This is a genomic window from Schlegelella aquatica (assembly GCF_026013905.1).
Classification (GTDB): Bacteria; Pseudomonadota; Gammaproteobacteria; order Burkholderiales; family Burkholderiaceae_C; genus Caldimonas; species Caldimonas aquatica.
The window spans coordinates 3224696-3249696 of record NZ_CP110257.1; the positions used below are offsets into that span (position 1 = coordinate 3224696).

26 protein-coding genes are annotated in these 25001 nt (G+C 71.0%); 9 read left to right on the plus strand and 17 right to left on the minus strand.

The window, feature by feature from the left end; all coding sequences use genetic code 11:
• Positions 1 to 22: 22 nt before the first annotated feature.
• Positions 23 to 2089 (minus strand): ATP-dependent DNA helicase RecG, encoded by a 2067-nt coding sequence (gene recG, locus OMP39_RS14760; protein WP_264892575.1) that lies wholly within the window; start codon positions 2087 to 2089, stop codon positions 23 to 25.
• 116 nt (positions 2090 to 2205) lie between these two features.
• Here recG and queA point away from each other — a divergent pair, with 116 nt between their 5' ends.
• Positions 2206 to 3297, plus strand: a complete 1092-nt coding sequence (gene queA / locus OMP39_RS14765; RefSeq protein ID WP_264892576.1) for a tRNA preQ1(34) S-adenosylmethionine ribosyltransferase-isomerase QueA — start codon at positions 2206 to 2208, stop codon at positions 3295 to 3297.
• Here the strand turns inward: queA and OMP39_RS14770 are convergent.
• Both OMP39_RS14770 and OMP39_RS14775 read right to left on the minus strand, forming a co-directional pair.
• Positions 3294 to 3692, minus strand: coding sequence for a type II toxin-antitoxin system death-on-curing family toxin (locus tag OMP39_RS14770; protein WP_264892577.1), 399 nt, complete (start codon positions 3690 to 3692; stop codon positions 3294 to 3296). The genes queA and OMP39_RS14770 overlap by 4 nt on opposite strands.
• Positions 3689 to 3913: an AbrB/MazE/SpoVT family DNA-binding domain-containing protein gene (locus tag OMP39_RS14775; RefSeq protein WP_264892578.1), complete on the minus strand. Its 225-nt coding sequence runs from the start codon at positions 3911 to 3913 to the stop codon at positions 3689 to 3691. Before OMP39_RS14775 ends, OMP39_RS14770 begins: the two co-directional genes overlap by 4 nt.
• A gap of 72 nt (positions 3914 to 3985) precedes the next feature.
• Here OMP39_RS14775 and tgt point away from each other — a divergent pair, with 72 nt between their 5' ends.
• The gene (tgt, locus tag OMP39_RS14780; protein ID WP_264892579.1) at positions 3986 to 5155 is read left to right on the plus strand and encodes a tRNA guanosine(34) transglycosylase Tgt; all 1170 of its coding nucleotides are present in this window, start codon (positions 3986 to 3988) and stop codon (positions 5153 to 5155) included.
• Here tgt and OMP39_RS14785 read toward each other — a convergent pair whose 3' ends face one another.
• The 9 genes from OMP39_RS14785 to OMP39_RS14825 all read right to left on the minus strand — a co-directional run bounded on the left by OMP39_RS14785 (position 5156) and on the right by OMP39_RS14825 (position 12735).
• Positions 5156 to 5830, minus strand: coding sequence for a CAAX prenyl protease-related protein (locus OMP39_RS14785; RefSeq protein WP_264892580.1), 675 nt, complete (start codon positions 5828 to 5830; stop codon positions 5156 to 5158).
• A 259-nt stretch (positions 5831 to 6089) separates the two neighbouring features.
• The gene (locus OMP39_RS14790; protein WP_264892581.1) at positions 6090 to 7289 is read right to left on the minus strand and encodes a CaiB/BaiF CoA transferase family protein; all 1200 of its coding nucleotides are present in this window, start codon (positions 7287 to 7289) and stop codon (positions 6090 to 6092) included.
• Positions 7286 to 8176, minus strand: a complete 891-nt coding sequence (locus OMP39_RS14795) for a ChaN family lipoprotein (RefSeq protein ID WP_264892583.1) — start codon at positions 8174 to 8176, stop codon at positions 7286 to 7288. The genes OMP39_RS14790 and OMP39_RS14795 overlap by 4 nt, the downstream gene beginning before the upstream one ends.
• A 181-nt stretch (positions 8177 to 8357) precedes the next feature.
• Complete coding sequence (locus OMP39_RS14800) at positions 8358 to 9131, minus strand: ferredoxin--NADP reductase (protein ID WP_264892584.1); 774 nt, start codon at positions 9129 to 9131, stop codon at positions 8358 to 8360.
• Positions 9132 to 9252: 121 nt separating this feature from the next.
• Positions 9253 to 9672 (minus strand): ExbD/TolR family protein, encoded by a 420-nt coding sequence (locus OMP39_RS14805; protein WP_264892585.1) that lies wholly within the window; start codon positions 9670 to 9672, stop codon positions 9253 to 9255.
• A 22-nt stretch (positions 9673 to 9694) separates the two neighbouring features.
• A complete protein-coding gene (locus OMP39_RS14810) occupies positions 9695 to 10435 on the minus strand; it encodes a MotA/TolQ/ExbB proton channel family protein (RefSeq protein ID WP_264892586.1) in 741 nt (246 codons plus the stop codon).
• Positions 10436 to 10439: 4 nt separating this feature from the next.
• Positions 10440 to 10775, minus strand: coding sequence for an energy transducer TonB (locus OMP39_RS14815; protein ID WP_264892587.1), 336 nt, complete (start codon positions 10773 to 10775; stop codon positions 10440 to 10442).
• Between the two features lie 514 nt (positions 10776 to 11289).
• Entirely contained in the window at positions 11290 to 11877 is a 588-nt protein-coding gene (locus tag OMP39_RS14820) for an MOSC domain-containing protein (protein ID WP_264892588.1), read from the minus strand.
• Positions 11878 to 12735 carry a substrate-binding domain-containing protein gene (locus tag OMP39_RS14825; RefSeq protein ID WP_264892589.1) on the minus strand — a complete coding sequence of 286 codons (858 nt, stop codon included), beginning with the start codon at positions 12733 to 12735 and terminating at the stop codon, positions 11878 to 11880.
• Positions 12736 to 13234: 499 nt separating this feature from the next.
• On the opposite strand from OMP39_RS14825, the gene OMP39_RS14830 reads away from it, so the two are divergent.
• On the plus strand, positions 13235 to 15100 hold the full coding sequence (locus OMP39_RS14830; RefSeq protein ID WP_264892590.1) for a phosphoenolpyruvate carboxykinase (GTP): 1866 nt from the start codon (positions 13235 to 13237) through the stop codon (positions 15098 to 15100).
• Positions 15101 to 15288: 188 nt separating this feature from the next.
• On the opposite strand, the gene OMP39_RS14835 is transcribed toward OMP39_RS14830, so the two are convergent.
• Positions 15289 to 15543: a hypothetical protein gene (locus tag OMP39_RS14835; RefSeq protein ID WP_264892592.1), complete on the minus strand. Its 255-nt coding sequence runs from the start codon at positions 15541 to 15543 to the stop codon at positions 15289 to 15291.
• A gap of 142 nt (positions 15544 to 15685) precedes the next feature.
• Here OMP39_RS14835 and OMP39_RS14840 point away from each other — a divergent pair, with 142 nt between their 5' ends.
• Positions 15686 to 16645: a LysR family transcriptional regulator gene (locus OMP39_RS14840; protein WP_264892594.1), complete on the plus strand. Its 960-nt coding sequence runs from the start codon at positions 15686 to 15688 to the stop codon at positions 16643 to 16645.
• A gap of 247 nt (positions 16646 to 16892) precedes the next feature.
• Here OMP39_RS14840 and OMP39_RS14845 read toward each other — a convergent pair whose 3' ends face one another.
• The gene (locus OMP39_RS14845) at positions 16893 to 18206 is read right to left on the minus strand and encodes a D-amino acid dehydrogenase (RefSeq protein ID WP_264892596.1); all 1314 of its coding nucleotides are present in this window, start codon (positions 18204 to 18206) and stop codon (positions 16893 to 16895) included.
• Between the two features lie 58 nt (positions 18207 to 18264).
• The gene (locus OMP39_RS14850) at positions 18265 to 18912 is read right to left on the minus strand and encodes a LysE/ArgO family amino acid transporter (RefSeq protein ID WP_264892598.1); all 648 of its coding nucleotides are present in this window, start codon (positions 18910 to 18912) and stop codon (positions 18265 to 18267) included.
• 73 nt (positions 18913 to 18985) lie between these two features.
• Here OMP39_RS14850 and OMP39_RS14855 point away from each other — a divergent pair, with 73 nt between their 5' ends.
• The 4 genes from OMP39_RS14855 to OMP39_RS14870 all read left to right on the plus strand — a co-directional run bounded on the left by OMP39_RS14855 (position 18986) and on the right by OMP39_RS14870 (position 23057).
• Entirely contained in the window at positions 18986 to 19924 is a 939-nt protein-coding gene (locus OMP39_RS14855) for a LysR family transcriptional regulator ArgP (RefSeq protein WP_264892599.1), read from the plus strand.
• Between the two features lie 91 nt (positions 19925 to 20015).
• Entirely contained in the window at positions 20016 to 20954 is a 939-nt protein-coding gene (locus tag OMP39_RS14860; protein WP_264892601.1) for a DMT family transporter, read from the plus strand.
• Positions 20955 to 21048: 94 nt separating this feature from the next.
• A complete protein-coding gene (locus OMP39_RS14865; protein ID WP_264892603.1) occupies positions 21049 to 22632 on the plus strand; it encodes an alkaline phosphatase D family protein in 1584 nt (527 codons plus the stop codon).
• 212 nt (positions 22633 to 22844) lie between these two features.
• The gene (locus tag OMP39_RS14870; RefSeq protein WP_264892604.1) at positions 22845 to 23057 is read left to right on the plus strand and encodes a hypothetical protein; all 213 of its coding nucleotides are present in this window, start codon (positions 22845 to 22847) and stop codon (positions 23055 to 23057) included.
• A 22-nt stretch (positions 23058 to 23079) separates the two neighbouring features.
• On the opposite strand, the gene OMP39_RS14875 is transcribed toward OMP39_RS14870, so the two are convergent.
• Positions 23080 to 23541, minus strand: a complete 462-nt coding sequence (locus OMP39_RS14875) for a fasciclin domain-containing protein (protein WP_264892606.1) — start codon at positions 23539 to 23541, stop codon at positions 23080 to 23082.
• A 239-nt stretch (positions 23542 to 23780) separates the two neighbouring features.
• On the opposite strand from OMP39_RS14875, the gene OMP39_RS14880 reads away from it, so the two are divergent.
• Positions 23781 to 24410 carry a TetR/AcrR family transcriptional regulator gene (locus OMP39_RS14880; protein WP_264892608.1) on the plus strand — a complete coding sequence of 210 codons (630 nt, stop codon included), beginning with the start codon at positions 23781 to 23783 and terminating at the stop codon, positions 24408 to 24410.
• 118 nt (positions 24411 to 24528) lie between these two features.
• On the opposite strand, the gene OMP39_RS14885 is transcribed toward OMP39_RS14880, so the two are convergent.
• Positions 24529 to 24951 (minus strand): universal stress protein, encoded by a 423-nt coding sequence (locus OMP39_RS14885; RefSeq protein ID WP_264892609.1) that lies wholly within the window; start codon positions 24949 to 24951, stop codon positions 24529 to 24531.
• Between the last annotated feature and the right edge of the window lie 50 nt (positions 24952 to 25001).

Genomic DNA, 25001 nt, shown 5'->3' on the forward strand with positions numbered 1-25001 from the left:
CCGGGCGGCCGAGCGCCGGGCCTTACGCCTTGAGGTACTCGGACTTGCCTCCCAGCCATCGCGCGACGTGCGCCGCTGCGGCCCGGGGGTGCTGGTCCAGGAGGCGGCGCGCGGCGTGGCGAGCCTGCTGCACGAGCGGGAGGTCCTCCTGCAGGTCGGCAAAGCGCAGCAGCGGCGCGCCCGACTGCCGCGCGCCGAGGAATTCACCCGGGCCGCGGATCTCCAGGTCGCGGCGCGCGATCTCGAACCCGTCGTGGGTCTCGGCCATCGCCTTGAGGCGCGCCTTGCCGGTGTCGCTGAGCGGCGGGGTGTAGAGCAGCACGCACACGCTGGCCACCGCCCCGCGCCCGACGCGCCCGCGCAGCTGGTGCAACTGCGACAGGCCGAAGCGCTCGGCGTGCTCGATCACCATCAGGCTGGCGTTGGGCACGTCCACGCCCACCTCGATCACGGTAGTGGCGACGAGCACGCTCATCTGTCCGCCGGCGAAGAGCGACATCACGGCCGCCTTCTCCGCTGCCGGCATGCGGCCGTGCAGGAGGCCGACCATGCGGTCCGGCAGCGCCTGGCTCAGCTGGGCGTGCGTCTCGGTGGCGTTCTGCAAGTCGAGCACCTCCGACTCCTCGATGAGCGGGCAGACCCAGTAGACCTGCCGGCCCCGGGCAACCTCCTCGCGGATGCGCGCGATCACCTGCTCGCGCTTGTCGTCGGCGAAGACCTTGGTGACCACCGGCGTGCGCCCCGGCGGCAGCTCGTCGATGGTGCTGACGTCGAGGTCGGCGTAGTACGTCATGGCGAGCGTGCGCGGGATGGGCGTGGCGCTCATCATCAGGAGGTGCGGCTCCAGCGGGCCGTCCTGGAGCTTTTGGCGCAGGCGCAGGCGCTGCGCGACGCCGAAGCGGTGCTGCTCGTCGATGAGGGCCAGCCCCAGCTTGGCGAACTGCACCTGGTCCTGGATCACGGCGTGCGTGCCCACGACGAGCTGCGCGCTGCCGTCGGCCACGCGCTCGAGCATCGCCTGACGCGCCTTGCCCTTCTGGCTGCCGGTGAGCCAAGCGACGCCCACACCCAACGGCTCCAGCCAGCCCACCAGCTTGTGAAAGTGCTGCTCGGCGAGGATCTCGGTGGGCGCCATCAGCGCGCACTGCCAGCCGGCGTCGATCGCGATCGCAGCAGCGAGCGCCGCCACCACCGTCTTGCCGGAGCCGACGTCGCCCTGCAGCAGGCGGTGCATCGGCTGGCCGCGTTGCAGGTCGCGCGCGATCTCCTCCACGACGCGGCGTTGCGCCTCCGTGAGCGAGAAGGGCAGCGCCGCGAGCAGGCGCTCTTGCAGGCCGCCCTCGCGCACGGGCAAGGCCGGCGCGCGCAACCGGGCCCGCTCGCGCTGCGCCTGCAACTGCGAGAGCTGCTGCGCGAGCAGCTCCTCGAACTTGAGGCGCCGCCACGCCGGGTGGCTGCGGTCCTCGAGCGTCGCGACGGACACGTCGGGCCGCGGGTGGTGCAGGAAGTGCAGCGCCTCGCGCAGCGTGGGCAGCCCGGGGGGCACCACGTGGGCCGGCAGGATCTCGTCCAGCGGCGCGCGCTCCAGCGCCGAGGCCACGGCCTTGCGCAAGTAGGCCTGCGGCAGCTGGGCGGTGGTGGGGTAGACGGGCGTCAACGCCTCGGCCAGCGGCGCGCCGGGCTCCACCGCCTTGAAGCTCGGGTGCACCATCTCGCGGCCCAGGAAGCCCCCGCGCAGTTCGCCGCGCACCCGCACGCGGCGGCCGACCGAGAGCGTCTTCTGGTGCGACGGGTAGAAGCTGAAGAAGCGCAGATGGATCGTGTCGCTGCCGTCGTCGAGCGTCACGACGAGCTGCCGGCGCGGCCGGAACTGCACCTGGCTGTCGGTGACGATGCCCTCGACCTGCGCCGTCTCGCCCTCGCGCGCGTCGGCCAGCCGCACCAGGCGCGTCTCGTCCTCGTAGCGCAGCGGCAGGTGCAGCGCCAGGTCGATGTCGCGCACGAGGCCCATCTTCTCGAGCGCTCGCTGCGCGGCGGACTTGTCGCGCCGAGGAGCACTATCGCGGGACGAGGTCGCGGCCGTGGGCATGGGAGACAATTCTGCCTTCGGGCGTCCACGCGTGGATCGGTTGCTGGCGGCAGCGAGCGCCACCCGCGCAGACACTCATCTCCACTTCGGCACGGGTCCGTCCGGCCCTCGATCGCATGAACCACCCTCATCCGACCCCCTCCCCCGTGACCACCACCGCGAGCGCCGAGCCCGCGCGCGCGTACACCTTGAGCGACTTCGACTTCGAACTGCCGCCCGAGCTGATCGCGCAACACCCCGCGCCGCAGCGCAGCGCCTCGCGGCTGCTGGATGCCACTTGCAAGCCGCCCGCCGACCGCGTGTTCCGAGAGCTGCCCGCCCTGCTCGCGCCGGGGGACCTGCTGGTCTTCAACGACACCCAAGTCATCAAGGCGCGGCTCTTCGGCCGCAAGGCCACCGGGGGCGCGGTCGAGGTGCTGGTCGAGCGCATCCTGCCCGGGCACGAGGTGCTGGCCCACCTGCGCGCGAGCAAGTCGCCCAAGGCGGGGGCGGTGCTGCGCCTGGCCGAGGCGTTCGACGCCGAGGTGCTGGGCCGCGGCGGCCCCGACGACGGCCTCTTTCGCCTGCGCTTTCCCGACGACCCCCTCGCGCTGCTCGAACGCCACGGCCACGTGCCGCTGCCGCCCTACATCACGCATGCCGACAGCGAGGACGACGCACGCCGCTACCAAACGGTGTTCGCCGCCAAGCCCGGGGCCGTGGCGGCCCCCACCGCGGCGCTGCACTTTGACGAAGGTGTGCTGGCGGCCCTGCGCGAACGTGGCATCGGCACCGCCCAGGTGACCCTGCACGTGGGTGCCGGCACCTTCCAGCCGGTGCGCACCGAGAACCTGGCCGAGCACAAGATGCACAGCGAATGGTTCGAGGTCAGCGCCAACACGGTGGCGGCCATCGAACGCACCCGCGCCGCGGGCGGACGCATCGTCGCCGTGGGGACCACCACGCTGCGGGCCCTGGAATCGGCCGCCGTCTCCGGGCAGCTCGTGGCCGGCAGCCGCGACACCGACCTTTTCATCACCCCGGGCTTCACGTTTCGGGTGGTGGAGGTGCTGATCACGAACTTCCACCTGCCCAAGAGCACCCTGATGATGCTGGTGAGCGCCTTCGCGGGCCATGGCCACATCATGGCGCTGTACCGCCATGCGATCGAGCAGCGCTATCGCTTCTTCAGCTATGGGGACGCGATGCTGCTGGCACGCACCCGCTAGCGTGGCAGGCTGTGCCGCCGGATCCAGTCGGCGAAGCCGGGCTCGTCGATCTCACCGGCGGCGACGGACAGCATGGTGAGCACACAATCCGCGTCGCTGGCCGTCAGGGCCCAGCCATTGAGCGCCAGGAACAGTTCCACAGCCACGAAGGCCGTGCGCTTGTTACCGTCGAAGAAAGGATGGTTGCGCGCCAGGCCGTAGCCGTAGGCCGCCGCCAGCTCGGCGTGATCCGGTTCGCCGTAAGCCGCCAGGTGACGCGGTCGTGCCAGCGCGGAATCCATCAGGCCCTCATCGCGCACCCCGGTGGCTCCCCCATGCTCGGCCAGCTGTTCCTCGTGCACGGCCAGGATCACCTCGCGCTGCAGCCAGTGCCAGGAAGCGTCCGCCGCCGTCATTTGGCCAGTTCGCGCAGCACGGCCCGGCGACGCTTCATGATCTCGCGCGCCGCCTCCATCTGCGCCTCGAACTCGGGATCGTGAGGGGTCAGGCGCACCCCGTCGGGGCTGTCGATGACATAGAGCGTATCCCCCTTCTCCACCTTCAGCCGCGCCAGCACCTCCTTGGGCAGGATGACGCCGACCGAGTTGCCGATCTGGGTGAGCTTGAGCGCGATCATGGGAGGCCTCGAACGTTATAACGGTTGTTATACTACGCCCTCCCCTGTTGCCTCGCAAGCCGCCCATCGCCCATGTTCCCGTCCACGCCCTCCCTCCCCCGCGGCCTGCAGTTCGAGGTCCTGAAGACCGAAGGCCATGCGCGCCGCGGCCGGCTCACGCTCAACCATGGCGTGGTCGAGACGCCGATCTTCATGCCGGTGGGCACTTACGGCACCGTCAAGGGCGTGATGCCGCGCTCGCTGGAGGAGATGGGCGCGCAGATCATCCTCGGCAACACCTTCCACCTCTGGCTGCGCCCCGGGCTCGACGTGCTGCGCCAGTTCGGCGGGCTGCACCGCTTCGAGGGCTGGCACAAGCCCATCCTCACCGACAGCGGCGGCTTCCAGGTGTGGAGCCTGGGCGACATGCGCAAGATCACCGAGGAAGGCGTCAAGTTCGCCTCGCCCGTCAATGGCGACAAGCTCTTCCTCACGCCTGAGGTGAGCATGCAGATCCAGCACGTGCTGGGCAGCGACATCGTCATGCAGTTCGACGAGTGCACGCCGTACATCATGGGCGACAAGGCGACGGGGCACATCACGACCGAGAAAGAAGCGCGTGCGTCGATGGAGCTGAGCCTGCGCTGGGCCAAACGCTGCCAGGCCGAGTTCGCCCGGCTGGAGAACCGCAACGCGCTCTTCGGCATCGTGCAAGGCGGCATGTACACGCACCTACGCGATGCCTCGCTGGAAGGGCTGGAGGTGCTGGACTTCCCCGGTCTGGCGATCGGCGGCCTCAGCGTGGGCGAGCCCAAGGAGGAGATGCTGCGCATCCTCGACCACCTGGGCCCCAGGCTGCCGGCCCACAAGCCGCACTACCTGATGGGCGTGGGCACACCGGAGGACCTGGTGGCGGGCGTGGCGCGCGGCATCGACATGTTCGACTGTGTGATGCCGACCCGCAATGCACGCAACGGGCACCTCTTCACGCGATACGGCGACCTGCGCCTGCGCAACACGCGCTACAAGACCGACGAGCGGCCGATCGACGAGAGCTGCGGCTGCTACACCTGCCAGAACTTCAGCCGCGCCTACCTGCATCATCTCGACCGCTGCGGCGAGATGCTGGGGCCCATGCTCACCAGCATCCACAACCTGCACTTCTACCTGGATCTCATGCGCCAGATCCGCGAGGCGCTCGACGCGGGGCGCTTTGCCGAGTTCCAGCGGCAGTTCGCCGCGGACCGGGCGCGTGGGGTGTGATCACCAGAAGTGCCACTGCCCGGTGCGCACCACCCACGCGCCGAGCACGCCGTTGGTGACGGCGTGCGACACCACCGGCACCCACAGCTTGCCGGTGTAGCGGTAGAGCCAGGCATAGGCCAGGCCTGCGACGATCGCCGCCAACCACAGCGTGTGCGCCAGCGCGAACACCGCAGTGGACAGCGCGATCGCGCGAAAACCGACCCGCCGCGGATCGACGCTGCCGAACTTCGGCTGCTCCACCCAGCGCATCAGGAACGAGCGCCAGAACAGTTCTTCCATCACCGGCACCAGGAGCGCGGCGCCGACCCAGCGGATCGCGATCAGCGACCAGTCCAGGTTGCCCTGCTCGTCCACCGGGCGAAAGGTGGCGCTCGGCTCGCCCAGCACCATCCACGGCTCGGTCAGCTTGATCCAGAGGAAGAACACCGCCAGCCCGACCGCGATGGCCAGCGCCCACTCCTTCAGATCGGGCCAGTGCGAGCGGGCGAGCTCGGCATAGTCGCGCCAGAAGTACGCCAGCACCGCGCCCACCGACACCACGCTCACGCCGTAGATCCAGCGCGGGTCGATGAGCGTGTCCTCGGGGATCGCCCCTCTGAGCGCGAGCAGGATCATGAACAACGCGAACGGCGCGACGCGCGCGGCCGCGGCACGCGAAAGCGGCAGGCTCATCCTTCGTCTCCCGGCGTTCTTCGAACGGCGCCAAGCATGCCGCAGGGCCGCCCGGCCCCTCTTGTCAATTGGTATCCGCCATCCCGATGCGAGGCGCCCGCGACGCGGCCCAGGAACAGCGCCCGATCGCCGTCATGACCACGCGCCACGCGGCCGGAGAGGGTCGAACAGGCCGCGGGAGCGGCGCCCGGCCGCGGGCTGCCCGCGTTTCAACGGGCCCGCCCGACCCCCGCGAACGAGGGGGATCGTCAGCGGCGCCTCACACCACCCCCCGCGCGCGCAATTGCGCGATCTGCTCATCGGTCAGACCCACCTCCTTGAGCACCGCGTCGGTGTCCTCGCCCAGCGTCGGGGCGCGTCGGCGCAGGGCGCCGGGGGTCTCGCTCAGCTTCGGCACGATGCCCGGCACCTCCACGGCCAGCCCGTCGTGCGTCACCACCTGCTCGATCATGCCGCGGGCGCGGTAGTGCGGGTCCGCGGCGATGTCCTTGGCGGTGTAGATGCGCCCGGCCGGCACCTGCGCGGCGGCCAGCGCCTCCAGCACCTGCGTCACGGTGCGCTCCCGAGTCCAGGCGCCGATCGCATCGTCGATCTCCTGCACGCGCGCCACGCGCCCGACGTTGGTGGCCAGCGCGGGGTCCTGCCCCAGATCGTCGCGGCCCATCGCATGCATCAGCCGCTTGAAGATGGAGTCGCCGTTGCCGGCCACCAGCACCCAGCCGTCGCGGCAGGGATAGGCATTGCTCGGCGCGATGCCGGGCAGCGCCGAGCCGGCCGGCTCGCGCACCACGCCGAACGCGCTGTACTCGGGCAGCAGGCTTTCCATGCAGTTGAAGACGGCTTCGTACAGCGCCACATCCACCACCTGCCCGCGGCCCGTCTTGTGCCGGTGATGCAGGGCCATCAGCACGCCGATCACGCCGTGCAGCGAGGCGAGCGTGTCGCCGATGCTCACGCCCACGCGCACCGGCACGCGGCCCGGCTCGGCCGTGAGGTGCCTGAGGCCCCCCATCGCCTCGGCCACGACGCCGAAGCCCGGGCGGTCCTTGTACGGGCCCGTCTGCCCGTAGCCGCTGATGCGCAGCATCACGAGGCCCGGGTTGCTGCGGCTGAGGTCCTCGTAGCCGAGCCCCCAGCCTTCCATCACGCCGGGCTTGAAGTTCTCGATCAGCACGTCGGCCTCCGCGGCGAGACGGCGCACGATCTCGCGCGCCTCGGGCTGCTTGAGGTCGAGCGTCACGCTCTTCTTGTTGCGCGACTGCACCTGCCACCACACGCTCGTGCCCTGATGCAGCAAGCGCCATTGGCGCAGCGGGTCGCCGGTGCCGGGTGGTTCGATCTTGATCACGTCGGCGCCGAAGTCGGCGAGCGTTTTGGCGGCGAAGGGCCCTGCAATGAGCTGGCCCAGTTCGAGAACCTTCAGGCCGGCGAGCGGGCCGGGGGTGGCGGTGTCGTTCATCGGGACGCAGGATCGGAGGCGGACGGGGAAGACGGCGGGGCGGCGGGCGCGACGCCCGGCACCGACGGGGCCGCGGCAGGCGGCATCATCCCTCGCGCTCGCAACTCGGCGCAATGGTCGCGCGGCGCCACATGCTGCGCCGCCCTCCACTCGTCGAAGCCGGGCTCGGCGGCTGATGCGTAGGCCGAGTCGAAGCCGATCACCCGCAAGGGCAACGACGGCGCGAGCCGCGCCAGATGCACGGGCACTCCCGTCAGCCGCGAGGCATGGGCCGCACCGGCATGCAACACCACCACCTGCCCGGGCGCGGCGCCTTCGACGGCCTCGGTCACGGCACGCGCCATCTGCTCGTCGCGGGCGATTTGCACGCGGGCCATGGGCACGAGCTGCGAGGCCGGCAACACATCGCAGTGCCCTTCTCGCACCGCGTCGATCAGGCGCGCGTGGACCTGCGCCGGCACACGCTCGTCCCATTGCGGCTCGCTCATCGCGGCGCGCAGTTCGGCGCGAGGCAAGTTGCCTCCCCACACCGGCGCTCCCGAGCGCACCGCCGCCATCACCAGCGGGGCGTACTGGGCCCAGGGCCACGCGCCCTCCTGCCAGCCGAGCGACTCGCGCACGTCGGCCTCGGTGGCCTGCGCCCCCAGGCCCGAGGTGCTGCGGCCGCGCTCGGCCATCTCGATCACCAGCGCCCGCAACCTCGATTCGCGCGCGAGCGTGCGCACGGCCTCCGCCGTCTGCTTCGCATGATCGGGGTGGTCGTGACGCTCCCCGAAGATCCACACCGACTGGGCTTGCGCGCTGCCGACGGCCAGGCCCGCGCAGACGCCGGCCGCCAGGGCCACGGCCGGGGCGCTCGACAAGGCCCGGCGCAGAAGGTCGGTCATCCACTTTCCCCCATCGTGCCGCGCCGGGTCCGGCCCTCGGACGCGCCGGCGATCGGTCCAGTGTAGTCCGCGTGCAAGGCGCTCTGAGGGCCGGGGCCCGTCGCCCGCCCGCAGCGACGGGCACGAAAAAAGGCCCCGAGGGGCCTTTTCGTCGTGCCGGCGGGTGCGGCGCGCCGGGGGCTCACTGGTCCGCGAACGCGCGCTCGATCACGTAGTCGCCCGGCGTGTGCGTGTTGCCCTCGTGGAAGCCGCGGTCCTCCATCATCTGCTTCAAGTCCTTGAGCATCTGCGGGCTGCCGCAGATCATCACGCGGTCGTGCTCGCGGTCCAGGGGCGGCAGGTGCAGGTCCTGGAACAGCTTGCCGTTGTCGATCAGCGTCGTGATGCGGCCCTGGTGGTGGTAGGGCTCGCGCGTGACGGTGGGATAGTACATCAGCTTGCCCGCCGCCAGTTCGCCCAGGAACTCGTGCTCGGGCAGCTCCTTGGTGATGAGATCCTGGTAGGCCAGTTCCGCCACGAGGCGGCAGCCGTGCACCAGGATCACCTTCTCGAAGCGCTCGTAGGTCTCGGGGTCGCGGATGACGCTGAGAAAAGGCGCGAGGCCCGTACCGGTGGCCAGCAGATACAGCCGCTTGCCGGGCAGCAGGTAGTCCAGCAGCAAGGTGCCGGTCGGCTTGCGACCCACGAGGATGGTGTCGCCCACCTGGAGGTGTTGCAGCCGCGAGGTCAGCGGGCCGTCGGGCACCTTGATGCTGAAGAACTCGAGGTACTCCTCGTAGTTGGGGCTCGCGACGCTGTAAGCGCGCAGCAGCGGCTTGCCGTCGACCTTGAGACCGATCATGGTGAACTGGCCGTTCTTGAACCGAAAAGCCTGATCGCGGGTCGTGGTGAAGCTGAACAGGCGATCGGTCCAGTGACGCACGCTCAGCACGCGTTCTTCGTTGAAGGCACTCATGACGACGGCAGATGAGGGTTTACCAGGAGAACCTGGCGGGAGCCGGGATCATACATGCCGGCGGAACATGAATCACCCATACCCTAATTACCATTTGATCTAAATTCAGGTGTGGGCCGGCTCAGCGCGGCTCCGGCTCGCTGACGAATCCGATCTTCCCGAGCCCGGCCTTGGACGCATCGGCCAGCGTCTCGGCGACGAGTCGGTAGGCCACGTTCTGGTCGGCGCGCAGGTGCAGTTCGGGCGGGTTCGGCTGGGCGGCCTCGGCCGCGAAGCGCCGGGCGGCCTCCTCACGGGTGATGCGCTCGCCGTTCCAGTAGCGCTGGCCGGCCGCGTCGATCGCGAATTCGATCTTCTGCGGCTGGCCCTGGTTGACCTCGGCGCTCGCCTTGGGCAGGTCGATCTTGACCGCGTGCGTGAGCAGCGGGGCGGTCACGATGAAGATCACGAGCAGCACCAGCATCACGTCGATCAGCGGAACCATGTTGATCTCCGCCATCGGCGCGCCGGAGGACTTGTTGTCGAAGCTGGCGAAGGCCATCTTGCACTCCTCGGCTCGGGCTTCAGGCGACTTGGGGCTGGGTGCCGGCGCGGGCGGCGGCGAGCGGCCGCACGTTCTCGCCCTTGAGCGACTGCCCCATCGACAAGAAGGTGAAGAGCTCGAACGCGAAGGCGTCGAGCTTGGCCGTGAGCACGCGGTTGCTGCGCGTGAGCCAGTTGTAGCCCATCACCGCCGGGATGGCGACCGCCAGGCCGATGGCGGTCATGATGAGCGCCTCGCCGACGGGCCCGGCGACCTTGTCCAGCGTGCCGGAGCCCGACAGGCCGATGGCCACCAGCGCGTGGTACACGCCCCAGACGGTGCCGAACAGGCCGACGAAAGGCGCCGTGGAGCCGATGGTGGCCAACACGGTCAGGCCGTTCTCCAGGCGCAGCGTCTCTTCGTCCAGCACCTTTTTGATGGTGCGCGTGAGGAACTCCTGCGCACTGCCCGCTTCCTCGAGCTTGGCAGCGCCGTACTTGGCATGGTGGTCCTGTGCGTGCATCGCGTGGGCCGTCAGGTGCGAGAACGGGTCGTGCACGCCGTGCGTGGCGATCTCGTGGCGCACCTGCTCCAGCGAGCTCGCGTTCCAGAAGAAGTTGAGGAACTGCTCGCTGCGGCGCTTGCGCACGAACTGCGTGATGCCCTTCATGACGATGAGGTACCACGAGATCGCGGACATCAGCAGCAGGATGACCAGCAGCGTCTTGCCGACCGCGTCGGCCTGCGCGATGAAGTGGCCGAAGCCGAGGGACTCATTCATTCCATTACTCCATTTCGAAGTTGATCGGGGCGGGCACCGACACCTCGCGCGGCTGCCCGTCTTCCATGTAGGGCTTGAAGCGCGCCTCGCGCATCGCGCGCACGGCTTCGTCGTCCAGGCGGCGGTACCCCGACGACTGCTCGACGCTGATCTGCTTGGGGCGGCCCTGCACGTCCACCACCACGCGCAGGACCACGAGGCCCCGCTCGCCCAACCGCTTGGACTGCACCGGATACACCGGCGCCGGCGGGCGCAGGTACTGCACGGCGCTGGCGGAGACCGGCTTGGGCGGCAGCGGCGCCGGGGCCGGCGCAGGGGCCGGCAGAGCAGGCGCGGCCACGGGGGCGGGCGGCTCGGCGGGCGCCGGGGGTGCGGGCTGCGGCGGCGGAGGCGCGACGAAGGGTGCGGGAGCCGGGCTCGGCGGAGCCGTGAGCACGGGCTTGGGAGGCGCTGGAGCCTTGGGGGCCGGTTTCATCGGCGGTGGGGGCGCAGGCGCGGGTGGAGGCGGAGCGGGCGGCGCCTGCGTCACCCACTCCACGAAGATCGGGGTGGCCTGGCCGACGGCGCGGCGTACCGCGTCCACCTGCATCAGCCCCCAGCCGGCCACGGCGTGAGCGGCGACGACCGCCCCCAACGTCAAGGCGCGCGTGCGGCGCGAGCCGGAGTCGCTATAGCCCAGCGGCAGGACGCCCCGCGCCGAGACGGACGCGCCGCCCGCCCCGGCAGGCGATGAGGAAGAGCCGGGCGACGGCGAGGGAGCCGCTGCGGACGTCGCGCGGGACGGGGCCGCGGGGCTGCGGGGCCGGGAAGACATGGGGGCCTGTCACGAAATGAGAACGATTCGCATTATAGGGTCAGCGCCGCGCCCGCGCTTCGAACAGCTCGCGGATCGACACCTCCCGCGGACCGGGCACCAGCTCGAACGTCTGGCCGGCGGCGAGAGTGCCCGGGCGGCGCACGGCCAAGTAGAAGCCGCAAAAGCCCGATTGCACCATCATCTTGCTCGCGTGGCGAAACCCCATGGCGGCGTCGAGCTTGAAGCAGGGATAGCGGGGCTCGCTCACTGCGAGCGCGCAGTCGGGAAAGCGCAGCAGGTCGCCGATCCACACGTCGATCTCCAGCAGACCTTCGAGGGTGAGGTTCTCGCCCAGCAACCCGGGCGGGGGCTCGTCGTGCCAGCCGGCCACGCCCGCCTGCGCGCGCACCGTGCGCCAGAAGGCGTAGTGCTCGAACGGATAGGCATAGACGGCCTTCGATTGCCCGCCGTGCACGCTCAGGTCCGCCTGCTCGTCTCCTTCCAGCCCGAGGGCCCGCACGGCGACGGTGCCCGCCACGGGGTGCTTGTGATAGGCCGTCATCATCTCGCGGCCGGCGATCTCGCTCGGGCGCGCGGTGCCGATCTGCACCGAGCGCAGGCGACCGAGCCGGGGTCGTGGTGTCATTCATTGCCCTCCCGTCTGGAGGCCCCCGGCGGCCAGCACGCGGCGGCCGGTCGGCCCGGTGAGCCAGTTCATGAACAGCTTGGCGGCCGGGTGCGGGCTGCGGAACGAGCGCATCGCGTGGTAGGCGTCCTCCAGTCGCGGGTCGCCGTGCACGAGCACCGCATGGCTCTTGGCGCCGAGCGCCGCCCAGCTGAGGCGGTCGATCAGCAGGTAGGCGTTGTGGGCCAGCGCGGCCTGGATGGCCTGCGCGCAACCGCCTTCGGCACGCATGTACCAAGCGCCCTGGGGTACGACGCCGGCCGCCTTCCAAAGCGCCGCCTCCCGCAGGAGGGCCGCCGTGCCCTGAGGCGCCGAGACGAACGCGACGCCGCCCTGCGGCCCGGCCTGCGCGAGGCGCCGAAACGCCTCCAGCACGTCGGGCGTGCCCTTCAGGCCGAGGGGATCCTTGCCCCGCTCGGGCCCCTTCGCCGCCACCGGGCCCACGAGCACGAACTCGCTGCGGCCCAGCCGGCGCCGGTCGTGCACCAGGCCCTGGCGGTCCAACGCGATCTCCAGCTCCGGGGCGTGGGCGATCGCCACATCGGCCCCGCCCTGCTCCACCGCGCTCAACGCCTGGGCGCTGGGCCCGCGCAGCCATTGCGTGGCCAGACCGATGTCGCGGGTGAGCGCATCGCGCAGGCGCCGCGCCAAGCCGCTGTCCACGACGGCGGTGGCGGCTGCGACGCGCAAGGGGCGGTCCCGCGCCTCGCCCGACGGGGACGGCTGGGCATGCGCAAGACGCAGGCTGCCGCAGGGCAGCAAGAGGGCCGCACCTAGCAGCTGGCGGCGCGGGCGTCGGAAAGGCGGGGGGCGTTTCATCGGGGCAGGGCTCGGGAGTCCAAGCCGTTAGTGTGGCTCAGCCCCGGGCACGCGCCCCCGCTCGGCACCTTGTCGGCCTCGCCGTGAAGATCGCACACTGGTGCGAGGCCCGCGCATGGCCCCATAAAGGATTTGCATACTTTGTCCTGCGCCCCGGTTACCACGGGATTACACTGAATGCCGGGCGGCCGACAGGCGCCGTCCACCGAGGGGTGAGGGCGGCACACGATGCGCGGCCCTCGCGTCAGAGAGAGCAAGGCGGCCTCGCACAGCCCCGGGAGCCGTCCGCTGGCACGGAACGTGCCAGTCACCGAAAGGCTGTCGCGCGGCATTCGGAAAGCCGTGCTGTGGTATTTCAGTCCCCGATCGAGCCCCGCGCCCGGCGCGGCTCGCCCCCTCGGGACGACCGATCGCGTCGCCCGCGCCGCGGCGCCGCGGGAGTGCCCCTCGCACCGCAGCCGGTTCTCCGAATCCCGTGCTTTTCATGATTGGAGAACCGATGAACCAACCCGTCATGCAAGGGCTGGCACTCAATGCGCCGTCCTACGTGAAGAACGCCAAGCTGCTGGCCTGGGTGGCGGAAGTTGCCGCGCTCACGCAGCCCGACCGCATCCACTGGTGCGACGGCAGCCAGGAGGAGTACGACCGCCTGTGCCAGCAGTTGGTGGACGCCGGCACCTTCCGGCGCCTCAACCCCGCCAAGCGGCCCAACAGCTACCTGGCCTGGAGCGACCCGAGCGACGTCGCCCGCGTCGAGGACCGCACCTTCATCTGCACCGAGCGTCAGGAGGACGCCGGCCCGACCAACAACTGGATCGCCCCCGCCGAGATGCGCGCGCTGCTGCAAACCGGCGAGAACGCCCTGTTCAAAGGCTGCATGCGCGGCCGCACGATGTACGTGGTGCCGTTCTCGATGGGGCCGATCGGCTCGCCGATCGCGCACATCGGCGTCGAGTTGTCCGACAGCCCCTACGTGGCCGTCAACATGCGCATCATGACCCGCATGGGCCGCGCCGTGTACGACGTGCTGGGCACGAGCGGCGACTTCGTGCCCTGCGTACACACCGTCGGCGCGCCGCTCGAGCCGGGCCAGAAGGACGTGCCCTGGCCCTGCAACAAGACCAAGTACATCGTGCACTACCCCGAGACGCGCGAGATCTGGTCGTACGGCTCCGGCTATGGCGGCAACGCGCTCTTGGGCAAGAAGTGCTTCGCGCTGCGCATCGCCTCCACGATGGGCCGCGACGAAGGCTGGCTGGCCGAGCACATGCTCATCCTGGGCGTGACCTCCCCCGAGGGCAAGAAGTACCACGTCGCGGCCGCCTTCCCGAGCGCCTGCGGCAAGACCAATTTCGCGATGCTGATCCCGCCGCCCGCCTTCGGCGGCTGGAAGGTCACCACCATCGGCGACGACATCGCCTGGATCAAGCCGGGCGCCGACGGCAAGCTCTATGCCATCAACCCCGAGGCGGGCTACTTCGGCGTCGCCCCGGGCACCAACGTCAAGACCAACCCGAACTGCATGGCGTCGCTCGGCCACGACGTGATCTTCACCAACGTCGCGCTCACCGACGACGGCGACGTCTGGTGGGAAGGCATGACCGACGAGCCGCCGGCCCACTGCATCGACTGGCAGGGCCAGGACTGGACGCCCGAGATCGCCAAGCAGACCGGCCGCAAGGCGGCGCACCCCAACGCGCGCTTCACCGTGGCGGCCACCAACAACCCCGCGCTGGACGACGCCTGGGACGACCCGAAGGGCGTCGCGATCGACGCCTTCATCTTCGGCGGCCGCCGCTCGACCACGGTGCCGCTGGTGACCGAGGCGCGCGACTGGACCGAAGGCGTCTACATGGCCGCGACGATGGGCTCCGAAACCACCGCGGCGGCCTTCGGCCAGCAGGGCGTGGTGCGCCGCGACCCGTTCGCGATGCTGCCCTTCATGGGCTACCACATGGCCGACTACTTCCAGCACTGGCTCACGCTCGGCCGCACGCTGGAGGCCCACGGCGCCCAGCTGCCCAAGATCTACTGCGTCAACTGGTTCCGCAAGGGCGACGACGGCAAGTTCGTCTGGCCGGGCTACGGCGAGAACATGCGCGTGCTCAAGTGGATGCTGGACCGTATCGAGGGCCGCGCGGCCGGCGAGGAGCACGTCTTCGGCGTCTCGCCCCGCTACGAAGACCTGAACTGGGACGGCCTGCCGTTCTCGCGCGAGCAGTTCCAGAAGGTCACGAGCCTCGACCACGAGGCCTGGCAGCACGAGCTGAAGCTGCACGACGAGCTGTTCGAGCAGCTCGGGCCCCGCGTGCCGGGCGAGCTGCGCGCGGTCAAGGACCGCATCGAGGCCCGCATGGCGGGTTGAGGCACCGGGCTCGCCGGGCGCACGCCGGCGGGCGGCTGCAGGGCGACGGTCCCGGGCAGTGCCCTGCGGGGCGCGGGCCGATGAGGCCACCCACTGCCAGACCCCGCTGCCGGAACCGCCACCAACGACGAAGCCCGCCGACGGCGGGCTTGTTCTTTTTCAGTGCGGCACGGCGGATGCGCGTGTGCTCAGCGCACGTCTTCCGGCTCGTAGCGCAGGGCGGCGGCGCGCAGATCGGCCGCGAAGCCCGGCTGGCTGCGCTCGTAGGAGCGGGCGAGTTGCAGCAGCGCCTCGCGATCGGCATACGGATCGCCTGCGCGCAGCGACCGCAGCCAGGCCCCCGCGGCCTTCAGCAGGCGTGCCGCGGCATCACCCAGCACAGCAGCGCCACGCGGAGCCCCGGCGCGACGGGCGACTTGGAAGTCAACGGTGGTGGCGGTCATCACTTGCTCCTTGGCAATGGGTACGAAGGCACCCGTATCTCGATGACCGGAAGTTTAGGGTTTACCCTAGGTATGACGCCAATGAATTCTGCGAATCTCGGGCATTCACCGCCGTGATGCCGCAAGGCTCGCCCGACCCGCCGTGAACTTCCGCACGCTGGACCTGAACCTGCTGCGCGTCTTCGACCAGGTGATGGCCGAGCGCAACCTCACGCGCGCTGCGCAGCGCCTGGCGATGACCCAGCCCGCGGTCAGCAACGCGCTGCGCCGGCTGCGCGAGGCGATCGGCGACGAGCTGGTGGTGCGCACCGCCTCCGGCGTGCGGCCGACCCCGCGGGCCGAGGCGCTGTGGCCGCATGTGCGGGCCGCCCTGGACGAACTGCGCGCCGCCCTGGACCCGTCGGCCTTCGACCCCCGGCAGAACGCCGCGACGTTCCGCCTGGCGATGGCCGATGCGACCGCTGCGACGCTCCTGCCCCACTTGATTTCGGCGATAGAACGAGAGCAAGCGCTCACCAATCTGCGGGTGCTGCCGCTGACCACGCGCGACCCGCGGGCCCTGTTGGAGCGCAACGAGGCGGACTTCGCGGTGGGGTACTTCCCCGACGCGGTGGCCGCGCTCTCTCACGAAGGCCACGGAGCGCCGCTGCACCACGAACGGTTGTGGGACGACGAGTACGTGTGCGTGATGCGCAAGGACCACCCGCTGGCGAAGCGGGTCCTCACGCTCGACGAGTTCTGCGCCGCGCATCACCTGCTGGTGAGCTTTTCGGGCAGAGCGCATGGGTTCGTCGACCAGGCGCTGGCCGCCCTCAACCGCACGCGCCGGGTCGTGCTGACCGTCAACCAGTTCTTCACCGCGGGCCGGGTGGTGACGCAATCGGACCTGCTCACGGTGCTGCCCCGGCAGTTCGTGCCGGCCACCGGCTTCGAGGGCGAGCTCGTCACGCGGCCCCTGCCCCTCTCGCTGCAAGGCGTGCATGTGGAGGTGCTGTGGCACCAACGCCACGACCGGCACCCGGCGTACCGGTGGATGCTGCAACAGGTGCGTGAGGCGGCCGCCCGGCGCCGGGAGGCTGCGCTGCGACCTGCCCGGGCGTAGCCGCGAACCCGCGGATGCGGGCCGAGAAGAACCGAGGACCGAGAAGAACCTGGACCGAGAAGGACCGAGGACGGATAGAACGCCCGGTCCGCTTGCGCGGACCGGGGCTCTTTGCCCACGAAGGCCCTCCCTGAAGGGTGCGGGCGCCGGCCCCGAAGGGCGCGGCGATGACAGCGATTGCTACTGCGGATGATTGTCGCGGTGCAGCACGGCCGCGGTAACTGCCTGTTTTGTCAGGTGCCCTCGGTCAGGCCGTCTGTGCACGCGGGGCGAGCGTCGAGCGGCCGGCCGGCTCGCCGTAGAAGCCGAAGTCGATCGCCGGGCGGCGGCCGCTCATCAGCTCGGCCAGCGCGCGGCCGGAGCCCGCGCCGTGCGTCCAGCCCAGCGTACCGTGGCCGGCGTTGACCCACAGGTTGGGGATGCGGCTGCGCCCGATGTAGGGGATGTTGTTCGGGGTGCTGGGCCGCAGGCCGGTCCAGAAGTGGGGCTCGGAGGTGTCCGCGACGCCGGGGAAGACTTCGTCGTAGCGGCGCAGGAGCGCCTGGCAGCGCACGCGGGCCGTCGGCGTGTCGAGCCGGGTGTCGTAGCCGGCCAGCTCGGCGGTGCCTGCGATGCGGATCTCGTCGCCCAGGCGCGAGATCGCGATCTTGCGCGCATCGTCGATCATGCTGACCACGCTCGCCCGCTCGGGATGCTTCAGGCGCAAGGTGGCCGAGTAGCCCTTGGCGGGGTAGATGTTCAGCGAGATGCCGAGCGGGCGCAGCAGCGGGGCCGTGTACGAGCCGAGCGCGGCCACATGCGCGTCGGCCTTCAGCGCGCGGCGACGGCCGGTGCGCCGGTCCTGCACCTGGACCGAGCCCACCCGGCCGCCTTCCAGCCCGAAGCCCAGCACGTCGTGCTCGTAGAGGAACTCCACGCCCGCCTGGGCGCAGCGCCGCGCCAGCTCCTGCGTGAACACCCGCGCGTCGCCCGACTCGTCGGTGGGCGTGTAGGTGCCGCCCGCGATGCGCCCGGCGAAGCCGGTGAGTGCCGGCTCGACGGCCAGCACCTCCTCGCGCGACAGGATGCGCCGGTCCACGCCGTAGCGGCGCATCAGCTCGGCCGCCTCGGCCCCGGCCTCGAAATCCTTCTGGCTGGAGAAGAAGTGCAAGATGCCGCGCTCCAGGCGGTGGTACTCGATGCCCGTTTGGGCGACCAGCTCCTTGAGCGACTCGTGGCTGTAGCGGCCCAGGGCCACGAGCTGCCGCACGTTGCGCTCGAACGCCGCGTCGGTGCACTGGGTGAGGAAGCTCAGGCCCCAGCGCCACTGCTGCGGGTCCAGCCTGGGACGGAACAGCAGCGGCGAGTCGTCGTGCATCAGCCACTTGAGCACCTTGATCGGTGCCTCGGCGCTGGCCCATGGCTCGCAGAAGCTCACCGAGATCTGCGCCCCGTTGGCGAAGCTGGTCTCCAGCGCCGCGTCCGGCTGCCGGTCGACCACGGTGACCTCGTGGCCGGACTGCCGCAGGTACCAGGCGGTGGCGACGCCGATGATGCCGGCGCCCAGAACGTTGACTCGCATGACGAACTCCTCGTGAGCGTTCGCAAGGTGAGGGCCGCCGCGGTGGCGGCGGTGGCCCTCAAGGTAAAGGTTTGGCCGCCAGTTGCACAGCCATCCACGCCATGACCCCGGCCACGACCGCGTCTATCGCGCGCCAGACCTGCGGACGCCGCAGCCAGCGCGCCGCCGCCGCGGCGCCGAAGCCCAGGGTCGAGAACCACAGCGCCGATGCCGCTCCCGCGCCGCCGACGAAGGCCAGCCTCGCCAGCCCATCGTGCTGGGCGCCCAGCGTGCCCATCAGCACCACCGTGTCCAGGTAGACGTGGGGGTTGAGATAGGTCATCGCCAGCACAGCCGCCACGGTCGGGCCCAGGCGCTCGGCCGGGCCCGCCGCCACCAGCCCGGCCGCCGCTCCCTGCCAGGCCCGGCGGGCGGCGCGCGCGGCGTACAGCGCCAGGAACGCCGCGCCGCCGAAGCGCACCGCCTGCAGCGCGAGCGGCGAGTCGGCGATCAGCCGGCCCAGCCCGTACACGCCCGCGGCCGTCAGCCACCAGTCGGACAGCGTGCACACCGCGACGACCACCCCCACGTGCGAGCGCGCCAGCCCCTGGCGCAGCACCAGCGCGTTCTGGGCGCCGATCGCGACGATGAGCCCGCCCATCGCCAGCAGGCCCTGCAAGGCGGCGGGGCCGACGGCGGCATCGACGGTCGGGAAGGCGGCATCCATCCCGCGATTGTTGTGCGGCCGTGCTTCGCCGTGAAGGACGATGAATATTCTTCGCATTACATTAGCGATGCTTATGAAAACGCTGGACCCCGCCGCCCTCGAGTGCCTCGCCGCCCTGGTGGACGAGGGCAGCTTCGAGCGGGCGGCGCAGCGGCTGGCGATCACGCAGTCGGCCGTCTCGCAGCGGCTGCGCGCGCTCGAGGCCGAGGTCGGGCAGCTGCTGGTGGTGCGCTCGCGCCCGCCGCGGCTCACCGAGCCCGGCAAGGTGCTGCTGCGCTATGCGCGGCAATGGCAGGCGCTGCGGGCCGACGCCGCGCGCGAGCTGGAGGCGACCGCTCGACCCGACGAGCGCCTGCCCATCGCCGTCAATGCGGACAGCCTGGCCACCTGGGTGCTGCCGGCACTCGACCCGCTGGTGCAGGAAGGGGTGTCGCTCGAGCTGGTGGTGGACGACCAGGACTTCACGCACGACTGGCTGCGCCAAGGCGCCGTGCTGGGTTGCGTGACCACGGTGCGCCAGGCGCTGCGCGGCTGCTGGGTGGCGCCGTTGGGCGTGATGCCCTACGTCGCCGTCGCCAGCCCCGGGTTCGTGGCCCGCCACCTGCCCGACGGCCTGCACCGGGGCAACTTCTCGCGCGTGCCCTTCCTCGTCTTCAACCGCAAGGACGACATGCAAAGGCAATGGGTGTCGCGCGCCTTCGGGGTGCGCCAGCCGCGGCTGCGCGAGCGCTTCGTGCCGTCGTCGGAGGCCTACGCCCGTGCGGCCCGCATGGGCTGGGGGGTCGGCGTGGTGCCGCTGCTGCAGGTGCGCGCATGGCTGGAGCGCGGCGAGCTCGTCCCGCTGTGTCCCGAGGTCACCGTGCAGGTCGCCCTCTACTGGCACCGCTGGAAGCTGGGCGACGAACGCCGGCCGGGCGAACGCGCCGCGCTCATCAGCCGCATCGGCGACGCGCTGATCGAAGGCGCGCGGGGCGCCCTCCTCCCGCTGGAAGCCGAAGACCGGAGCGAGTGAGCGGCACCGTGGGGCCGCACCAGCATGGCGTGGCGGCTCGCCCAGCACCCGGCGCGTGATCGGCGCCCCGCCGCCACGCGAGAATGCAGACATGAACGTATCGACCGTCTCGTCCCTGGCCGGGCGCCCGGGCTCCCTCGGTGCCGGCATCGCCGCCGGGCTCGCGGCGGGGGCGCTGTGGGGTCTCGTCTTCGTCCTGCCGCGGCTGGTGCCGGCCTACACCGGGATGGAGGTGACGGTCGGCCGCTACCTCGCCTATGGAGCGATCGCGGTCGCCGCGATGGCATGGAGCTGGCGCACCACCCGCGCGCACCTGCGTGCGCGGGTGTGGCTGGCCGCGCTCGCGCTCGGATGGCTGGGCAACAGCTTGTACTACCTGCTGGTGGTGGCCGCCGTGCGGGGCGCCGGCACCGCCCTCACGGGGCTCATCATCGGGACCATCCCGCTGTGGCTGCTCGTGATCGGCCGCCCGCCGGGGCTCAGGCTCGTGCGTCTGGCGCCGGGGGCCGCCTGCACGCTCGCGGGGCTCGTGCTGATGCATTGGGGCACGACGCGCGCCGGCGCGGGCGAAGGCTTTGCCACCGGGCTCGCCTGCGCCGTCGCCGCGCTCGCCTGCTGGACGGCCTATGCCTGGCTCAACGCGCGGTGGCTGCAGCGCCACCCCGAGCTGCCCAACGCGGTGTGGACCAACCTGCTCGGCGTGGCCACCGTCCTCGGGCTGCTGCCGGTGGTGGCCTGGATGCCGGGGCATCCTGCCGACACCGAGCTGCTGCGGGCCGCTCAGTGGCCGCTGTTTCTCGCCATCTCGCTGGCGATGGGGCTGGGGGCCTCGTGGCTGGCGACCTGGCTGTGGAACCTGGCCAGCCAGCGCCTGCCCACGTCGCTCGCCGGGCAGCTCATCGTCAGCGAGACGCTCTTCGCGTTGGCCTACGGCTTCGCCTACGAGCAGCGCTGGCCGACGGGCCTCGAGCTGGCGGCGGCCGCGCTCTTCACGCTGGGCATCGTGGCCGCGATCCGCGGGCATCGCTGAGGCGGCGCGGCCCGCCGGGGCGGCCGGCCCTGGCGCAGCAACCGCCGGCTTGGCTTCACAATCCATCCCAGACGCCGCCGCCCGCCCCCGCTCCATGCCGCTGGATCGCCGCCACTTCCTCCGCTCGCTCGGCCGCAGTGCTGCGGCCCTGGCGCTGGGCAGCCTGTTCGGCTCGTCCACGGCGCCCTTGGCGCGGCGGGCGGTGGACGAGCCGCGCTGGGCCCACGAGCCCTTCACGCTGGGCGTGGCCAGCGGCATGCCACGGCCGGAGTCGGTCGTGCTGTGGACGCGGCTGGCGCCGCGCCCGCTGGAGCGGGACGGCGGGATGCCCCCCGAGGCGCACGGGGTGCACTGGGAGGTGGCCGAGGACGAGTCCTTCGCGCGAGTGGTGCGGCGCGGCGAGGTGCTGGCGCGCCCCGAACACGCGCACAGCGTGCACGTGGAGGTGACGGGGCTGACGCCGGGCCGCGTGTATCACTACCGCTTTCGCAGCGGCGACGCCTGGAGCCGCACGGGACGCACGCGCACCGCGCCCCCGGAGGACGCGGACGTCCCGCACCTGCGGATCGCGCTGGCGTCGTGCCAGCATTACGAGCAGGGCCACTACGCGGCGCACCGCGAGATCGCTGCCCAGGACCTGGACTTCGTGCTCTTCGTCGGCGACTACATCTACGAGTCGAGCAACCCGCGCTACAAGCTGCGCTCGCACGGCGGGCCCGTGCCCACGCGGCTGGAGATGTTCCGCCGGCGGCATGCCCTGTACAAGCTCGATCCGGATCTGCAGGCCGCTCACGCGGCGCACCCCTGGGTGCTGACCTGGGACGACCACGAGGTCGAGAACGACTACGCGAGCGACACCTCCTGGCTGGGCGAGAACCCGCACGCCTTCTTGCGCCGGCGCGCCGCGGCCTACAAGGCGTACTTCGAACACCTGCCCGTGTCGCCCTCGATGGCACCGCAAGGCGCGTCGATGCGCATCCACGAGCGCTTCGTCTGGGGGCGCCTGGCCGAGCTGTGGACGCTGGACGGCCGCCAGTACCGCAGCCCGCAGGCCTGTCCCCGAGCCGAGGGCGACCTGGGCGGGCGCGTGCTCACCTACTGCGACGAGTTGGCCGACGAGGGCCGCACCGTCTTGGGGCACGCGCAGGAGGCGTGGCTGATGCAGGGCCTGGCCGGCAGCACGCGGCGCTGGAAGCTGCTGGGCCAAGCCAGCCAGATCAGCTCCTGGGGCATCGACACACCGTTGGGACGCAGCGTCTACAGCGACGCCTGGGACGGCTACCCGAGGGCGCGCGAGCGCTTGCTGCGCGGCCTGCACGAGGCGGGCGTGCGCGACGTGGTGACCCTCGGAGGCGACGTGCATCGCCACGTGGCGGCCCAGTTGCGCCTGGTGCCGAACGACGACCGCACCCCCATCGTCGCGAGCGAATTCGTCACGAGCTCGATCACCACGCGCGGCCTGCCCGAGATGGCGATGGCGCTGATCCGCGCGGCCAACCCCGACCTCGTCCACGCCCGGGGCGACGAGCGCGGCTATGCGCTCTTGGACGTGCGACCGCAGGCGGTGCATTGCACCTTCCGGGCCACCGAGTTCCCGGTTCTGCCGCAGGCGAAGTTGCGCACGCAGGCGGCATTCGCCGCGGTCGCCGGCGTGGCCGGGGTGCAACGGGATCTCTAAGGCCCGGCGCTCGGCCGCCCGGAGCCCGGCCGTGACCCCCGCGGGGGGTGGGGCGCAAGAGCTTTGTTGCATCCGTGCGGGCTTGCCCCCGCCCCCTCCCCCGCGACCCCGGGGCCAGATGGGCCGCAGAGTCCCTCCAATTCGGGATATCGCGCATCCTCGGCCGCCCGCACACTGTCGATACCCGAGAACCGATATGCCCGAGGTGTCTCATGGCCAGCTTCTCACTCCCGGCCTGGATGCAGCCCTGGATGCATCGCGATCCCGCCCCTGCGCAGCCGCCGGACGCCGCCGACCTGGGCACCGAGCTGGGGTTGGAAGCCAGCCTGCCCGACGAGCAGGCCGGCTGGCTCGTGCCGCAAGGCGACGACGGAGGCCACGCCGAGACGCGCCCCGCGCCGCTGGACCGCCACCCGCCCGTCTGAAGGCAGGCGGCGCGCCGCGGCGTCAGCGCGGCATCACGACGGTGTCGATGGCGTGGATGACCCCGTTGTCCGCCATCACGTCGGCTTGCACGACGCGCGCCGCATCGACCTTGACGCCGCCTTCGGTCGTGAGCGTCAGCTCCTGCCCCTGCACCGTCTTCACCTTGCCCGGCTTGACGTCCTGCGCCATGACCTTGCCCGGCACGACGTGGTAGGTGAGCACCGCGCGCAGGCGGTCCTTGTCTTTCAGCAGCGCATCGAGCTGCTCCTTCGGCACCTTGGCAAACGCTTCGTCCGTGGGCGCGAACACCGTGTAGGGCCCCCGCCCCTTGAGCGTGTCGACCAGCCCGGCGGCCTGCACCGCACTCACCAGCGTCTTGAACGAGCCGGCGGCGACCGCCGCGTCCACGATGTCCTTGGCCCAGGCGCCCGAGACCAGGCCGGCACCCAGGGCAGCCGCGGCGAACCATGACTTGAGTTTCATCTGTGCTTTCCTGCTGAGTCAGACCCCGCGGTTTCGGCTCGAGGCCGGCAGGTGCGACGCGGCCCCTGCCCGCAGCCGCGCGGGGCATGAGCGGCTGCCGTCTTGCGGCCGCCTGCGCGACCGTGGGACCAATATAGACTCATCGGTTCAGCACGTAAACTCCATGGTTGTTTCACGACTACTTCGTACTCGATGGAACGAAAACGTTCAACTTGCGGCGGGGATGCCTAGAATGGGGCATGGCCCGCTTGTCCTTCCGCGAACAGATGCTGCGCGCCCGCGAGGATGCGATCCTCGCGGCGGTCAACCGCCTGTTGGCCGAGAAGGGCTTCGACCTGATGACGGTGGACGAGGTCGCCGCCGAGGTGGGCATTGCGAAGGCGAGCCTGTACAAGCACTTCACCTCGAAGGAGGAGCTGGCCGCCGCAGCGATGATCCGCGTGCTCGACCGCGCGCTGGCGTTCCTCGACGAGCGCCAGGCGCGGGCGGACGTGGGGCCGCTGGAGCAGTTGCAGGCGGTCGTGCGCTGGACGATGGAAGTCCAACTGGCCGGCGAGATGCCCTCGTTGCCGGCTCAGAACTCGTCGCTGCGGCAGGCGCTGCTGGCGAACCGCGACTACATGGACCGGCTGGTGGAAGTGAGCGAGCGGCTCGGGCGGTGGATCGCCGAGGCGCAGGCCTCGGGCCTCATCGACCCGGCATTGCCGGCGGAGGTGGTGCTGTACACGCTGTTCGCGCGGGCCTGCGATCCGGTGCTGAGCCTGCTGAAGGCGGGCGGCCAGTACAGCGACGACGAGATCATCCGCCACCTGCTGGCCACCTGCTTCCATGGCCTGTGCGGTGGGCCGCGCAAGCCCGCAGCGGCCTGAGCGACGGAGGGCCGGAGCCCGAAGCGTCGTCAAGACAAAGCCAAAGCGGAAAGCGGCCCGGCCGGCGGGGCCGCTCGAGAGGGAACGGCCCGGCCTTGAACTGGCCGGGCGGGCGGGATCAGCGGATCAGGAGCACCGGCGTCTTGCAGTCGGCCAGCACCTTGGTGGCGACGGAACCGAGCACCAGGTTGCCCAGCGCGTTGTGGCCGTGCGAGCCCATGACGAGCAGCTCGAACTTGCCGGTGGTCGCGGCCTTGGTGATGACCTCGGCGGGATGGCCCACCTTGAAGCTCGTCTTGGCCTTCAGGCCCTGCTTCTCGAAGAACGTACGCACCGGCTTGAGGACCTTCTCGGCCTCGTCGGCGTAGTACTCGGCCAGTGTTTGCTTGTCGATGACGGCGGCCGCGCGGGGGGGCACGGCCGGCACGGCGGTGAGCAGCGTGTACTCGTGCGCCGGACCGAACAGTTCGTCGTGCGCGGCCACATAGCCCAGCATGCGCTTGGTGAAGGGACTGCCGTCCACCGCAATCAAGATCTTCATCGTCACTCCTGTCGTGTGCAAACAAGCCGAGCTTCGCCGACCGGGTGCTG